Source organism: Novosphingobium sp. TH158 (assembly GCF_002855555.1).
In the GTDB taxonomy this organism is placed as follows: domain Bacteria; phylum Pseudomonadota; class Alphaproteobacteria; order Sphingomonadales; family Sphingomonadaceae; genus Novosphingobium.
The window spans coordinates 1,068,548-1,081,964 of record NZ_PKRT01000001.1; the positions used below are offsets into that span (position 1 = coordinate 1,068,548).

Here is a 13,417-nt window from a genome sequence, read left to right on the forward strand (position 1 = left end):
GCCTTAACCCTTAGAAGTCCGCCGCAAGATTCAGCATCATGCGGCGGTACTCTTCGGGCTGGAGGGTGTTGCTGTTCACCACCTTCCAGCCGGTGCGGTTGAAAACGTTCTGTACCTGCAAACGCACCGAGGCGGGAATGTCTCCCACCTTGAAGCGATGGCGCAGGCCCAGATCCAGCGCGGCATGGGCTGGCAGCATCGCCTGCTTTCCACCCAGCGCCTTGACCGGCGCCGATCCCATTGCACGCTTGCCAGTGGCCGTTACCGTGGCGGTTGGCGTCAACCCGCCCAGGATGTCGGTCCGGTATTGCAGGTCAAGCTTGGCGTAATAGTCCGGAATCCCGGCAGGGCGATGCCCGACCAGTCCGGCAGCCACGGCCGGGCCACTGACGCGCGGTTTCATCGCCACGGCCCCGGCCAGCACCGTCAGGCGGTCGAAACGGCCGGTCAGCGACATTTCCACGCCGCGATACCGCGCCTCGCCCTGTTCGGTGAAGCGCCCGGATGAATCGAAGGTGAAATAGGGCCGCTTGATCTGGAAGGCAGAAAGGACCAACTGGTTGCGTCCCATGAAATAGACCCTCAGCCCGCCTTCGTACTGGGTCGAGCGGGTCGTCGGCAGCTGCTCGTTGCGGTTGAGCGCGTTTTCCGGCGCAGCGCCACTGTCTTCAAGGCCCTTCTCGGTGCCGATGAAGGCCTGCACGCCCCGGGCAAGGTGAACCGCGACCGTGGCATTGTAGAGCCATGCATCATCGGCGCTCGAGGTTATCGAGCCGCTGCGGGCATCGCGGAAGGTGGCGCGATAGCGCGCCCGCTGCAGGCCAAGGTTGAGGTGCCCCAGCTTGGGCATCTTCGCCTGATAGCCCAGCAGCCAGGCTTGCTGGCGCACGCGCCCCTGGTTCACCGGACCATAAGTGAAGGTGGGTTCGGGTTCCGGATCCGTGCCGTAAAGGTCCATGAGGCCGAAATCGCGGAAGTCCGATCCGCCGGATTCAGTGTAGCGGCTGCGACCGCGGAAGCCGCCGATCAGGCGATGCTCCAGCTGCGGGTTGCCGCCAAGCTTCCAGGCGAGCTGCGCCTCGCCGCTCCACGAATAGAGGTCAAGCCGGGGGTCCGAAACCAGACGGTGGCGAACCGTGCTGGAAGCATCGGAAAATACGAAGAATTCCGAATAGTTGCGATAGCGCTCGATTGCCGATCGGAACAGGCCCGCACGCAGTGCCAGCCGCCCCGTCAGCGGCGCGCGGACAGTAATGCCGGCGTTGGTCTGCCAGCTGCGACCTTGCGCCCAGTCCTGCCCCAGATAGTTCCCCTGCCTGGGCTGGGGCGGAATGATGGCATCGCTGGTCAGGAAGAAGGGCTTTGAATGGATCTTGTAGAGCAGCGTACCGGCATAGAACGGGCTGATCTCGATGCCACCGCCGGGCCGTATCACCGGCTTGAACCCGAATGCGGCACTGGGTGTTACCGCGCCGTCACCGGTGACCGTGCGGGCATGACCGATACCGAAATAGGTGCTGAGATGGTCCTTGACGATGGGCACCGTAAGATCGGCTTCCATCAGGTAGCCGGTATATTGCAGCCTGGTCAGGGCAACGCTGCCGACAAAATCGTTCCCTGCGGTGCGCAGCTCGCTGTCGACAATGCCGGTGGGGGCCGGAAACGGATAGTCGTTCGCGGCAATGCCCACGCGAATGCCGTAGGAGGCGCGCACACGCCCCGAAAGCGATGCGACCGGATCGAAGTAAATCCCGTCCAGGCGGGCATTGCCGGCTTTCAGCGGCGAAAGACCGCGAGTGTCGTTCTCGTTGTAGATGCCGGTCGATTCCGTGCCGACCTGCGTGCCAAAGGCATCGCCGCTGCTGGCAACCGCATTTTCGCTCGCCCGTTGCGCCTGTGCGGCATCCGGCGCGGCCGCAAGGCCGAGCGTTGCGCCAAGCACGATGGCGATCTTGCCAGTAGACATCCGTTTCTCCCTGCACCGATCCCTAACCGTGCTTAGCATTGGCGTGCAACCGCAATATCGGCGGGGCTTAGCGCCTCGGCGATGGCGCAGGGCTTGCCTCTGCACCCTCCGGCGGCAAAGCTGGCGGAAATTGCAGAGGACACCCCGATGATCACCGAAATCGCCACCATCACCGTCGCCGCCGGCAGCGAGGAAGCCTTCGAAGTGGCCATGCGCAATGGCGGCATCGCGCACCTCCAGGCCTGCCCCGGCGTTGGCGCCGTCCGCTTCGGCAGGGGAGTAGAGGACCCGTCGAAATTCGCTTTCGTCGTCGAGTGGGAATCGCTCGAAGCCCATGGTGCCGTCCGCGATCTGGAGAGCTTCCGCGCTTTCCGCGCCGCAATGGGAACCATGACGGTGGGCGGCGCGATGGAACATTTCACTCTGTCCTGACCCCGCCCCCTCGCCACAGGGCACGCAAGCGGCTAAGGCGCCGGCCATGGCAGAGCCCGACGCCCCGCTTGCTGACCTGCGCATCGCCCTGTTCAGCGGCAATTACAATTACGTGCGCGATGGCGCGAACCAAGCGCTGAACCGCCTTGTAGGCTACCTGCTGCGGCAGGGCGCGCAGGTGCGCGTCTATTCGCCTGTGGTGGCTGAACCCGCCTTCCCCCCGACGGGAGACCTTGTCGGCGTGCCCTCGCTGGCCTTTCCCGGCCGCGGGGAATATCGCGTGCCGCTGTTCCTTTCACCGCGCGTCCGCGCCGACCTGAAAGCCTTTGCACCCAACGTGGTGCACATCGCCTCGCCCGATTTCGTCGCCCACCGCGCCGTAACCTGGGCCCGCGCGCGGCGGTTGCCGGTGCTCGCATCGGTCCACACGCGGTTCGAAACCTATTTCCGCTATTACAACATGGCCTGGCTGGAACCGGCCGTCGAAGCCCTGCTGCGCCGGCTCTACCGCCGTTGCGACGCGCTGGTGGCACCGTCGGAATCGATGGCACAGGTGCTGCGCGACCAGCGGATGAATTACGACATTTCGATCTGGTCGCGCGGGGTGGACCGCGAACTGTTCAACCCCGGCCTGCGCTCAATGGAGTGGCGGCGAAGCCTGGGCATCGGCGATCAGGAACTGGTCGTGGGCTTCCACAGCCGGCTGGTGATGGAAAAGGGGCTCGACGTGTTCTCCGACACGATCGACGAACTGAAACGTCGCGGCATTGTTCACCGCACGCTGATTGTCGGTGATGGCCCGGCGCGCGACTGGCTGGAGGCCCGCCTTCCCCATGCCGTCTTCGCCGGCTTCATGGCCGGGACGGACCTTGGCAAGGCGGTGGCGTCGATGGACGTGCTGTTCTTCCCTTCCACGACCGAAACCTTCGGCAATGTCACGCTGGAAGCCATGGCCTGCAACCTGCCCGTGGTCGCCGCCGCGGCAACCGGCAGCGAAAGCCTGGTAGCGGACAATCGCTCGGGCCGGCTGATCCCGCCGGGGGCAATCACCCAGTTTGCCGATGCGCTGGCCGCCTATCTTGCCGATGCGGAGCTGCGCGCGGCGCATGGCGCTGCTGGCGAACGACGCGCCCATGACTTTTCATGGGACCGGATCAACCAGGCCGTAGCGGATACCTACGTCCGGCTGATCCGGCAGAAGGCTCAGCGCAGGTAGCCCTTCGCCAGTGCGCGGCGGGAATACCAGATGAAGAAGATCACCCCTGCCCAGATCAGCACCGTCATCAGCAGCATCGGCGGCGCGGTCATCTCTGCCGGCATTCCGCCTGCGGAAAGCTGCCAGGCCTGACTGACGGCAAGGCCGAGCAGCGATACCCAGAACGCCGTGACCGCATGGCGGGAGCGCAGCAGCAACAGCACTGACCCGGCAAAGGATCCCCAGACGCCGAGCGCCCAGAAGATCGTCAACCACGAAGGCATTGCTTCCATATAAGCGAGGGTTTCGGGCGATAGACCCATGGCCGCAAAGTAGGCCGCAGGATCAAGCTTGCTCATGGTGTAATCGTAAGCACCGAAGCTGTTCCACAGCAGGCTCAGCCCCGAGATTGCCCAGTAGTGCCAGGTTACCGGCTGGCGGGCGGCGACAGTTGCGTTCATGGCATGTCTCCCCACAGGGTCGTTTCCCCCCCCAGGGTGAAGGCTATGCCTGTGTAATGGCAAAAGCAATCGGAAGAGCGGCTCGCAGCCGGGCGATGCCGCGCACCGCGGGTGCCGGCGATGGCTTACACGGCGGAGTGGTCTAGGCCGTCAGCCCAAGCACGCCGAAAAGCGGCGCCCGTTTCACCATGAAAGCACCACAGGCCAAGGTGAGGAGTGAAAGCGCCTTGCTGCCGAAGTCCACCTTGGTGATGTGGATCGGCTGGCGTTTGTCTTCAGGCGGGAGCCTCGTGTAATCGCCGAAAAGCCGCCGCAGGTAGCGATCGCACTGCGCCGGAACCGGCATTTCCCCATCGCCGAAACGACAAGGCACGGTGGGGAGAAGCAAGTCGCGTTCAACCCGGGTGCGATCGGCGAAACGGATGCCATACATCTCGAAACTGACGAAAACGTCCGACTTGCGGGCAAAGGGAAGGCGATTGAGCCACTCGCGCAGGCGGATCAGCGCGCCGACGGGGACGACCGGGCGCAGACGGAAGGCAGCCCAGCGAAGCAGCTTGAGCCGTCGCGCCTTTGCCGCGTCGACCATCCTGAGGCTGAACGACATGACGAAGACATTGACCACGACCAGCGCCAACCGCTGCAAGCGTTGCAGGAAGCGCGATCGCGGCAGGGCATCGAAGGGAAAGATATCGACGAAGATGCCCCGGTGAAAACCCGCGTCATTCCAGGGATTTTCCTCGATCACCGTATCGTTCATGCGCAGCTTGGCGAAGGCCAGCGGATATCCGGGTTCGGAACGCCAGCATTGCAGGAACAGGTCCGGCAGGGGATCTTTGCGCAACGATTCGATCAGCACTTCGTATTCTTCGCGCAGCAGGCCGATATCGATATCGTCATCCCACGGGATGATCCCGCCGCCCCGCCAGGCACCAAGCGCCGATCCGGCCGCAAGGAAGGGACTGAGGCCCAGTTCGCGGCCGCGGTCCATCAGCGCGCGCGCGATCTGCATCTCGGCCTGTTGCAGACGCAACAGGTCGGTGCTGGGTTTCCCCTCTGCGAACCAGGTCATTCTGCCATCATTTTTTTGCGATTACCCGTGCGACGCAGGCATCATCCTGCTTATATTTTGCCATCCCCCGCCCTTCGGCCTGCCAGACTGTTTCCAGGCCGGCCCGTGCCAGACGTTCGGAGAACGTTTCCGGGGCGATATAGCGCCGATAGTGGGGCGAAGTAAACTTCTGTAATTTCTCGTCTTCGGTCGTGCGAAACTCTGCTGCCAGCATGCCGCCATGACGGGCGAGCACTTCTGCAATCCGGGCGAAGGTCTGCAACTCCGCCTCTTCGTCGATGGCGTGGAAGAAGAACCGCGAATAGATGAAAACCGGCCCGCCAAGCGCCTCGGCGAGCTCACCAAGGCCATCGCCATGCGATTCGCCAACCCGGCATTGCGGCATCGCAGTGGCAGCGAGCGACGCCTTGGCAAAGCGGCTCTGACAGGCGGAAATGGCGGCGCTGGACCGGTCGAGACAGCCGACATGAAAGCCAAGCTGGGCAAAGAACAGCGAATCGCGACCATTGCCGCAGCCCAGGTCGATCAGCGACCGATGTGCCGGGAGCGCACCCGTGACCAGCTCGTTCGCCACGAAAACGGCGAACTGCGAGGGCAACTCCGGAACCTGCTCATTAGCGTAGTATGCGTTCCAGTATTGCTCAGGATTTTTACTTACGACCATTGCCCGGCCTTCGGCATGATATGCGCCAGAGTCAACCGCTTGGGCAAATTTCACCGGCCGGGTCGTGCAGGTGCGGTGCAATCGGGCGGAAACTGGATTAGACCGGCCCGATGTCCGATCTTTTCGCCGCCGATCCGCATTACGCAGCCCCGGATGAGCCGGCCGGAGATGCCCCGCTGGCCGATCAGTTGCGGCCCCGCGTCCTGCCGGACGTCATCGGGCAGGAGCACCTGACCGGCCCTGAAGGCGCGATCGGGCGGATGGTGGCCGCAGGGCGGCTTTCCTCGATGATCCTGTGGGGGCCGCCGGGCACGGGAAAAACCTCTATCGCCCGTCTGCTGGCCGAGGCGGTCGGCATGCGATACGCCCCGATCAGCGCCGTGTTTTCGGGCGTGGCCGATCTCAAGAAGGCCTTTGCCGAAGCCGAAACCGCCGCCCGAGCGGGGATGCGCACGCTGCTGTTCGTCGACGAGATCCACCGCTTCAATCGCGCGCAGCAGGACGGGTTCCTGCCTTTCGTGGAAAAAGGCACGGTCACGCTTGTCGGCGCGACGACCGAGAACCCCAGCTTTGCGCTAAACGCCGCTCTGCTTTCCCGCGCGCAGGTGCTGATCCTGCACAGGCTTGACGCACGCGCGCTCGACACGCTGCTGGACCGCGCAGAGGAGCTGGAAGGCCCCCTGCCCCTGACGCCAGAGGCGCGCGAGGCGCTGGTCGCCAGTGCCGATGGCGATGGACGTTTCCTGCTCAACCAGGCTGAAACGCTCTATTCCGCGAAAATCCCAGAGCCGCTCGATCCGGCGGGCCTCGGCAAGTTCCTGCAGCGCCGCGTGGCGGTTTACCACAAGGACCGCGACGGCCACTACAACCTGATCTCGGCGCTGCATAAAAGCCTGCGCGGATCAGACCCGCAGGCGGCGCTCTATTACCTCGCTCGGATGCTGACGGCAGGCGAGGAACCGCTCTACGTGCTGCGGCGGCTGGTTCGCTTTGCATCGGAAGACATCGGCCTCGCCGATCCGCAGGCGCTGGTGCAGTGCCTTGCGGCCAAGGACGCCTACGAATTCCTGGGATCGCCCGAAGGCGAACTGGCCGTGGTCCAGGCCTGCCTTTACCTTGCCACCGCGCCCAAATCGAACGCGGCCTATGCGGCGCAGAAGGCGGCATGGAAATCTGCCCGCGAAACCGGCAGCCTTGCGCCACCGGCCAATATCCTGAACGCCCCGACCAAGCTGATGAAGGACATCGGCTATGGCAAGGATTACGCTTACGACCACGACGCGGAAGACGGCTTTTCCGGGGCGAACTACTGGCCCGAGGGCATGAACCCGCAGGCCTATTACCAGCCGGTCGAGCGCGGCTTCGAGCGCGAGGTGCTCAAGCGCCTGGAATGGTGGGACCGCAAGCGCCGGGAGCGCGGCGGGGCGTGAGGTTCCGCAACTTTGCCGCCATCGACTGGTCGGGCGCCGTGGGCGAGCGCCATCGCGGCATTTCCGTTGCCCTGTGCGGCGAAGGCGATGAAGCGCCCCGGCTGGTCCGCCCGGGGGAACGCTGGTCGCGGCAGGAAGTCGCCGACTGGCTGCTGCACGAGATGCCCAAGGACACGCTGGCAGGGCTCGACCTTGGCATATCGCTGCCCTTTGCCGACCGCTCCGGCTTTTTCCCGGAATGGGACCAGAGCCCGCCCGATGCGCGCAGCCTCTGGGCGCGGGTGGAGGAGCTTTGCGCGAACGACCCGCACCTGTCCGTAACCAGCTTCGTCGATCATCCCCAGGCAGCCCATCACTTCCGCCGCCATGGCGGGCGCGAAGGTCGGCATTTCGGCGGCGGGCGCGGGCGCTTTCGGGTGACGGAGCGGGCGCAGGAAGCCATGGGCTGCCGGCCCTACTCGAACTTCAACCTCGTCGGAGCGGCGCAGGTCGGCAAGTCCAGCCTGTCCGGCATGCGGATGCTGCATCGCATCAGCCCGCGCCTGCCGGTCTGGCCGGTCGATCCCCTGCCGGCCAGCGGTTCGGTGGTCGTGGAGATCTACACGACGATTGCCGCCCTTCACGCCGGGCGCGCGCCGGGCCGTTCGAAGATGCGCAGCTACGAAGAGCTCAACGCCGCGCTTGCCGCATTCGGCAGCAGGCCGGTCAGGGCCAGCGGCACGGTGGACGATCACACGAGCGACGCGATCCTCACCGCCGCCTGGCTGCGCCGCGCCGCCTTCCAACCGCATTTGTGGAACCCGCCCGCCCTGCAAGGCGTGGCGCAAACCGAGGGCTGGACCTTTGGTGCTGTCTAGGGCTATGGGCGCAAACGCTCGCGGGCCGGCTTAGCACAGTGGTAGTGCAGCGGTTTTGTAAACCGAAGGTCGGGGGTTCAAATCCCTCAGCCGGCACCAGCAGCAGCAGCGCCCCAAGGAGCCGAACGCGCTTCTGGCGAGACGGACACGCGAGTAACCAGCGTTTCGATGCCGGGAATTTCCAGCCGCATCACGTCTCCCGCAGCCACGGGAGCGACATCCGCCGCGCCGGAGAGGATGACATCACCGGGGTAGAGCGTCATGGCGGTTGAGGCGAAGGCGATCAGTCCCGCAGGGCTTCCTGTCAGGTCGGCAAAGCTTCGCTCTCCGCGAAGCTCATCGTTCACCCAGAAGCGATAACCCAGCGCCGAAGGATCGGCGACCTCGTCCGCCGTCACAAGGCAGGGGCCGAGAACGCCGTAGGTGTCGAAGCTCTTGCAGAAAGCCCAGTCCTCGCGCTCGGGCTTGAGCGTCATGTCGAGCGCGCAGCAATAACCCGCGACATGGGCCAGCGCCGTTTCGATCGGCACGTTGGAGCATACGCGCCCGATGACGATGGCCAGTTCCGGTTCATGCACGGTGGCCCGGTCCGGCCAGCGCAAGGCAACGCCATCCCCCTCACCCGCCAGCGCGGTTACGGCCTTGCCCATGAACCCCATCATGCCCAGCGGCGCGCCGTGGTGCTTCCAGTTGCCCGCCCCGCAAACGAACTTGGCGGGATTGGCGACCGGCGAGAGCAGGCGCACCGCCCGGCGCGACAGGACGGGTGCACCGGCGGCAAGCTCCGCGATCCGCGCGCGGATGGCAGGCAGGTTGGCGATCAGCTGGTCGCCAAAGGGCAGTGGCCAGCGCAGGTCCGGCAGCACATCGGTTGCGGCCGTCACATCGCGCACTGCATCGCCTTCAAGCAGGCCAAGCCGCGGCTGGTCTGGTGTTTCGGGCAGCACGAATCGGCAGATGCGCATGGGATACCCTCTTCTCGATATCCCCATCTTGCCGGCAACGCCGGGGGAGACAAGCGGCCCGGGCTTCCGGCCATGCCATGCGGAGCGGCGGGCAGGAAATGTCGTTCGTCGAGACAACGCTTGCGCTGGGCGGGCTGGCGTTTCAGTTTCACGGGAAACCACTGGGGGATTCCCGAATGCGCCTGTTCCGTCCGCTTGCCGTGCTGCTGATCGGCACTGCCCTTGCCTCGTGCAAGGCCCCGGCCCCAACCGAATCGTGGGGCAGCTATACCCAGATGACCATCGATGGCTGGCTGGCGATCGACCCGGCCTTCGCCGTTTACCAGGGTGCCCACCAATTCGACGGAAAACTGCCGGACTGGAGCGAGGAAGGCCTGAAGAAGCGCATCGCTTTCCTCGAAGGCGTGATCGACGGGGCCGAAGCCTATGACGAGTTGCAGGGCAAGGAACGGTTTGAGCGCGACTACATGATCAAGGTGGCGCAAGGGCAGCTGTTCTTCCTCAAGGACCTCGACCAGCCGCACACCAATCCGCAGTTCTATGTCGGCGGCGGGCTTGATCCGAACGTCTATCTGGCCCGCGAATATGCCGACAAGCCGACGCGGATGAAGGCGCTGATCGCCTTCTTCGACAATGTCCCCGCTGCCGCGCAGAACATCCGCAAGAACCTGAAGACGCCCTTGCCGGCAACTTTCATCAAATATGGTGTCGCCGGGTTCGGCGGCTTTGCCGATGCCTATGTCACCGATGCGCGCGCCGCCTTTGCCGACGTGCAGGATGCCGAGCTGCAGAAGCGGCTGATGGAAAGCTCGGCCAAGGCATCGCAAGCCATGGCGGAACTGCGCGACTGGCTGAAATCGGAAGAACCCAAGGCCACGCAGGATTTCGCCATGGGGGCCGACAAGTTCTCGCGGATGCTGGCGGCTACCGAAGCGGTGGACCTGCCGCTGGACGAGCTGGAGAAGATTGGCCGCGCCGACCTGAAGCGCAACCAGGATGCGCTTAAGGCCGAATGCGCAAAATTCGCACCCGGGGCCACCGTCCCCGAATGCATGGCCAAGATGAACGCCAACAAGGGTGCCGGCGGACCCGTTGCCACGGCGACGCGGCAGATCCCGACGCTCACCGCTTTCGTCAAGGAGAAGGACCTCGTCTCCATCCCCGGCACCGAACAGGCGCTGGTTCGCGAAAGCCCGCCCTATAACCGGCAGAACAGCGCCTATATCGATCCCCCGGGGCCATTCGAGAAGGGCATCCCGTCGATCTACTACATCTCTCCGCCGGACCCTTCATGGCCGATGGAAAAGCAGCAGGCCTACATTCCCGGCGAACGTGACCTGCTGTTCACTTCGGTGCACGAAGTGATGCCCGGCCACTTCCTGAACTTCCTGCACGCAAACCGCAGCCCCTTCATGTTCGGCCGGCTGTTCGTGGGCTATGCCTTCGCCGAAGGCTGGGCCCATTATGCCGAGGAAATGATGTGGGAAGCGGGCCTGGCGAATGGCGATCCGGAAACGCACATCGGGCAGATCTCCAATGCCCTGCTGCGCGATTGCCGCTATCTTTCGGCCATCGGCCTGCATGCGCGCGGCATGACGCTGGAGCAGTCCAAGGCCTTGTTCATCAACGAGTGCTTCCAGGATGAAGGCACGGCCGAACAGCAGGCCGCGCGCGGAACGCGCGATCCGGCCTACCTGAACTACACCCTGGGCAAGCTGATGATCCGCAAGCTGCGCGAAGACTGGACGGCCAGCCGCGGCGGGCGGGAAGCGTGGAAGGCGTTCCACGACGAGTTCCTGTCCTATGGCGGCCCGCCGGTGCCGCTGGTGCGCCAAATGATGATGAAGGAGGACAGCGCCAAAGCAGTGTTCTGACCGGCAAACTGCTTGCAATTGAAACCGGTTGCAAGCAGTCTCGGGCCATGACCTCGCCCGATGCCATGACCTATGCGCGCTACCTTGCGCTCGATACCCTGCTTGAGTGCCAGCATCCCCGGTCACACGAGGATGATGAGATGCTGTTCATCATCATCCACCAGACCAAGGAGCTGTGGCTCAAGCAGATGATCCGCGAATTGCGGCTGGCCATGCGGCAAGTGGCAGCCGATGCGCTGGTTCCTGCTTACAAGGCGCTGGCGCGGGTCAGCCGCATACAGGCCGTGATGACGCTGAGCTGGGACGTCCTCGCGACCATGACGCCCAGTGACTACACGCGTTTTCGCCATGTCCTGGGGCCAAGCTCGGGCTTCCAGTCAGACCAGTTCCGCACGGTGGAATTCCTGCTGGGCCTGAAGGACGCGCGATTCCTCGATTACCAGGCTGATCGCCCGGCGGCGCGCAGTTCAATGGAGGAGGCGCTGCGCGCGCCCGGCCTGTGGGACCTGGCGATTGCCGCAGCGGCCCGCGCCGGCTTTGCGATTCCGCCGCACCTGCTGGAGCGCGACTGGTCGCAGGCCTATGTTCCCGATCCTGCGGTGGAAGCGGCCTTCCTTGAGGTCTATCGCCAGCCCGAACAGCACTGGGAGCTTTACCAGCTGGCCGAAAAGCTGGTCGATCTTGACGATGCCATGGCCACCTGGCGGCACAAGCACGTGCTGACGGTGGAGCGGGTCATCGGCGGCAAGCGCGGCACCGGCGGCACTGCGGGCGCTGCCTATCTCCTCTCCACGCTCGCCAAGCGGGCTTTTCCGGAATTGTGGTCGCTCAGGACGCAATTGTGAGCTGGAAGCACCTGTTCAGCCGCGCGCTGGCGGCCGATCCGCAGCGGCTCCACTTCGCCGCGCACAGCCATCACCTCTGGCCGGATGCGAGCTGGCTCGGCCATCTGGAAGCATGGGAAGATGCCGCCGGGCTGGCGGATCGCAAGTGGGAAAAGGTATTCGGCGAGGTAATTCCCGAAGCCCAGGGCCACATCGCGCGCGAGCTTGGCCTGCCCGATCCGGCAACCTTGGCCTTTGCACCCAACACGCATGACCTGCTGGTCCGCATCGTCTCAGCCCTGCCGATGGAGCGCCCCCGCGTTCTGGCGAGTGATGGCGAATTCCACTCGTTCCGTCGTCAGTCCCTGCGCTGGGCGGAAGCCGGGCGGATCGCGCTGGAAACGGTCCCGCTGCATGCCCTGGCCGAGCGCGCCGCGAGGGGCGAATTCGACCTGCTGTTCGCCAGCCAGGTGCAGTTCAACAGCGGAGAGCCGCTCACCTCGGTTGAAGCACTCGCCGCCCTCGCCCGGCCCGAAGGGCCATGGGTGGTGATCGATGGCTACCACGGCTTCATGGCAAAGCCGACGGACCTTTCCGCCTGTTCGGACCGCCTGTTTTACCTTGGCGGTGGCTACAAGTACGCGATGGCCGGCGAAGGGGCATGTTTCCTTCACGCCCCTCCGGGCTTTGGCCCTCGGCCCGAAGTCACCGGCTGGTTCGCCGCCTTCGACAGCCTTGCAGCGCGGCAGGGCGGCATCGGCTATGCACCGGACGGACGGCGCTTCCTGGGCAGCACGTTCGATCCGTCGGGGCTCTACCGCTTCAACGCGGTGCAGCGGATGCTGCTGGCAGAAGGGCTCGATACAGCGCGGATTTCCGCCCACTGCGGCGCGCTGATGGACCAGTTCCGCGCGTCGGGCGCACTGCCGGACATGGCCCTGATCGATCCGCCCGCCCCCCGCTTCCTTGCCTACAAGGGTAAAGGTGCTGCCCACTGGCAGCAGCACCTTGCGAGCAAGGGCATCGTGATCGACCGGCGCGACGAAGTGCTGCGGATCGGCTTCGGGCTTTACCAGGATGCGGAAGATGTAGAGCGGCTGGCCCGCGCCTGCCGCTGATCAGCCGCGACCGCGATAGCCGGGAACGCCCTGATCCGGCACCCACAAGCCTTCCGGGGGTGCCCCGCTCTGCCAGAAGACGTCGATCGGGATGCCGCCGCGCGGATACCAGTAGCCGCCGATTCGCAGCCAGCGCGGCTTCATCTCGTCGAACAGGCGCTGACCGATGCCCACGGTGACATCCTCGTGGAAGCCGGCATGGTTACGGAACGAACCGAGGAACAGCTTCAGGCTTTTCGATTCGACGATCGTTTCGCCCGGGGCATAGTCGATCACCAGATGGGCGAAATCGGGCTGGCCGGTGACAGGGCAAAGCGAGGTGAATTCGGGCGCCGCGAAACGCGCAAGGTAAAGGCTGCCGGGACGCGGATTGGGAACATAATCCAGCACGGCCTCTTCGGGAGAGGCGGGCAGCGCGCTTGTCTGGCCAAGGTGCAACGGGGCAAGGGGTGTGTCGTTCATGCCGCTCGAATGCCGCCATCTGCGCGATTGCACAAGTGAACGGTTTGCCAGAGGCAGTTCACCCGCTATTCAGCGCGCCCGCGCATGGGCGAAAGAC

General features: G+C 64.8%; 13 protein-coding genes and 1 tRNA gene. 8 read left to right on the forward strand and 6 right to left on the reverse strand.

The window, feature by feature from the left end; translation table 11 throughout:
- Nucleotides 1-10: 10 nt before the first annotated feature.
- Entirely contained in the window at nucleotides 11-1,966 is a 1,956-nt protein-coding gene (locus tag C0V78_RS05315) for a hypothetical protein (RefSeq protein WP_101796764.1), read from the reverse strand.
- Nucleotides 1,967-2,113: 147 nt separating this feature from the next.
- Between C0V78_RS05315 and C0V78_RS05320 the strand changes: the two genes are divergently transcribed.
- Together C0V78_RS05320 and C0V78_RS05325 are read left to right on the forward strand one after the other, a co-directional pair.
- Nucleotides 2,114-2,398 (forward strand): antibiotic biosynthesis monooxygenase, encoded by a 285-nt coding sequence (locus tag C0V78_RS05320; protein WP_101798211.1) that lies wholly within the window; start codon nucleotides 2,114-2,116, stop codon nucleotides 2,396-2,398.
- Nucleotides 2,399-2,444: 46 nt separating this feature from the next.
- Nucleotides 2,445-3,614, forward strand: coding sequence for a glycosyltransferase family 1 protein (locus C0V78_RS05325; protein WP_101796765.1), 1,170 nt, complete (start codon nucleotides 2,445-2,447; stop codon nucleotides 3,612-3,614).
- Here C0V78_RS05325 and C0V78_RS05330 read toward each other — a convergent pair.
- The 3 genes from C0V78_RS05330 to C0V78_RS05340 form a co-directional block, all read right to left on the reverse strand.
- Nucleotides 3,602-4,054: a hypothetical protein gene (locus C0V78_RS05330; RefSeq protein WP_101796766.1), complete on the reverse strand. Its 453-nt coding sequence runs from the start codon at nucleotides 4,052-4,054 to the stop codon at nucleotides 3,602-3,604. The genes C0V78_RS05325 and C0V78_RS05330 overlap by 13 nt on opposite strands.
- A gap of 142 nt (nucleotides 4,055-4,196) precedes the next feature.
- On the reverse strand, nucleotides 4,197-5,126 hold the full coding sequence (locus C0V78_RS05335) for a phosphorylcholine transferase LicD (RefSeq protein WP_101796767.1): 930 nt from the start codon (nucleotides 5,124-5,126) through the stop codon (nucleotides 4,197-4,199).
- A gap of 7 nt (nucleotides 5,127-5,133) precedes the next feature.
- The gene (locus C0V78_RS05340) at nucleotides 5,134-5,844 is read right to left on the reverse strand and encodes a class I SAM-dependent methyltransferase (RefSeq protein ID WP_144039839.1); all 711 of its coding nucleotides are present in this window, start codon (nucleotides 5,842-5,844) and stop codon (nucleotides 5,134-5,136) included.
- Between the two features lie 56 nt (nucleotides 5,845-5,900).
- Here C0V78_RS05340 and C0V78_RS05345 point away from each other — a divergent pair, with 56 nt between their 5' ends.
- The 3 genes from C0V78_RS05345 (at nucleotide 5,901) to C0V78_RS05355 (ending at nucleotide 8,176) form a co-directional block, all read left to right on the forward strand.
- Nucleotides 5,901-7,220, forward strand: coding sequence for a replication-associated recombination protein A (locus C0V78_RS05345; protein WP_101796769.1), 1,320 nt, complete (start codon nucleotides 5,901-5,903; stop codon nucleotides 7,218-7,220).
- Complete coding sequence (locus C0V78_RS05350) at nucleotides 7,181-8,077, forward strand: hypothetical protein (protein WP_101796770.1); 897 nt, start codon at nucleotides 7,181-7,183, stop codon at nucleotides 8,075-8,077. Before C0V78_RS05345 ends, C0V78_RS05350 begins: the two co-directional genes overlap by 40 nt.
- 24 nt (nucleotides 8,078-8,101) lie before the next feature.
- Nucleotides 8,102-8,176, forward strand: a tRNA-Thr gene (locus tag C0V78_RS05355).
- Here C0V78_RS05355 and C0V78_RS05360 read toward each other — a convergent pair.
- Nucleotides 8,164-9,042 carry a fumarylacetoacetate hydrolase family protein gene (locus C0V78_RS05360; protein WP_101796771.1) on the reverse strand — a complete coding sequence of 293 codons (879 nt, stop codon included), beginning with the start codon at nucleotides 9,040-9,042 and terminating at the stop codon, nucleotides 8,164-8,166. The two genes, C0V78_RS05355 and C0V78_RS05360, sit on opposite strands and share 13 nt — an antisense overlap.
- 176 nt (nucleotides 9,043-9,218) lie before the next feature.
- Here C0V78_RS05360 and C0V78_RS05365 point away from each other — a divergent pair, with 176 nt between their 5' ends.
- From C0V78_RS05365 to C0V78_RS05375, 3 genes are read left to right on the forward strand one after another with little or no spacing between them, the layout of a single operon-like run.
- Entirely contained in the window at nucleotides 9,219-10,916 is a 1,698-nt protein-coding gene (locus tag C0V78_RS05365) for a DUF885 domain-containing protein (RefSeq protein ID WP_101796772.1), read from the forward strand.
- 47 nt (nucleotides 10,917-10,963) lie between these two features.
- Complete coding sequence (locus C0V78_RS05370; RefSeq protein WP_101796773.1) at nucleotides 10,964-11,761, forward strand: tryptophan 2,3-dioxygenase; 798 nt, start codon at nucleotides 10,964-10,966, stop codon at nucleotides 11,759-11,761.
- The gene (locus C0V78_RS05375; RefSeq protein ID WP_173843344.1) at nucleotides 11,758-12,858 is read left to right on the forward strand and encodes a class V aminotransferase; all 1,101 of its coding nucleotides are present in this window, start codon (nucleotides 11,758-11,760) and stop codon (nucleotides 12,856-12,858) included. The genes C0V78_RS05370 and C0V78_RS05375 overlap by 4 nt, the downstream gene beginning before the upstream one ends.
- Here C0V78_RS05375 and queF read toward each other — a convergent pair whose 3' ends face one another.
- On the reverse strand, nucleotides 12,859-13,320 hold the full coding sequence (queF, locus tag C0V78_RS05380; protein ID WP_101796774.1) for a preQ(1) synthase: 462 nt from the start codon (nucleotides 13,318-13,320) through the stop codon (nucleotides 12,859-12,861).
- Nucleotides 13,321-13,417: the final 97 nt, after the last annotated feature.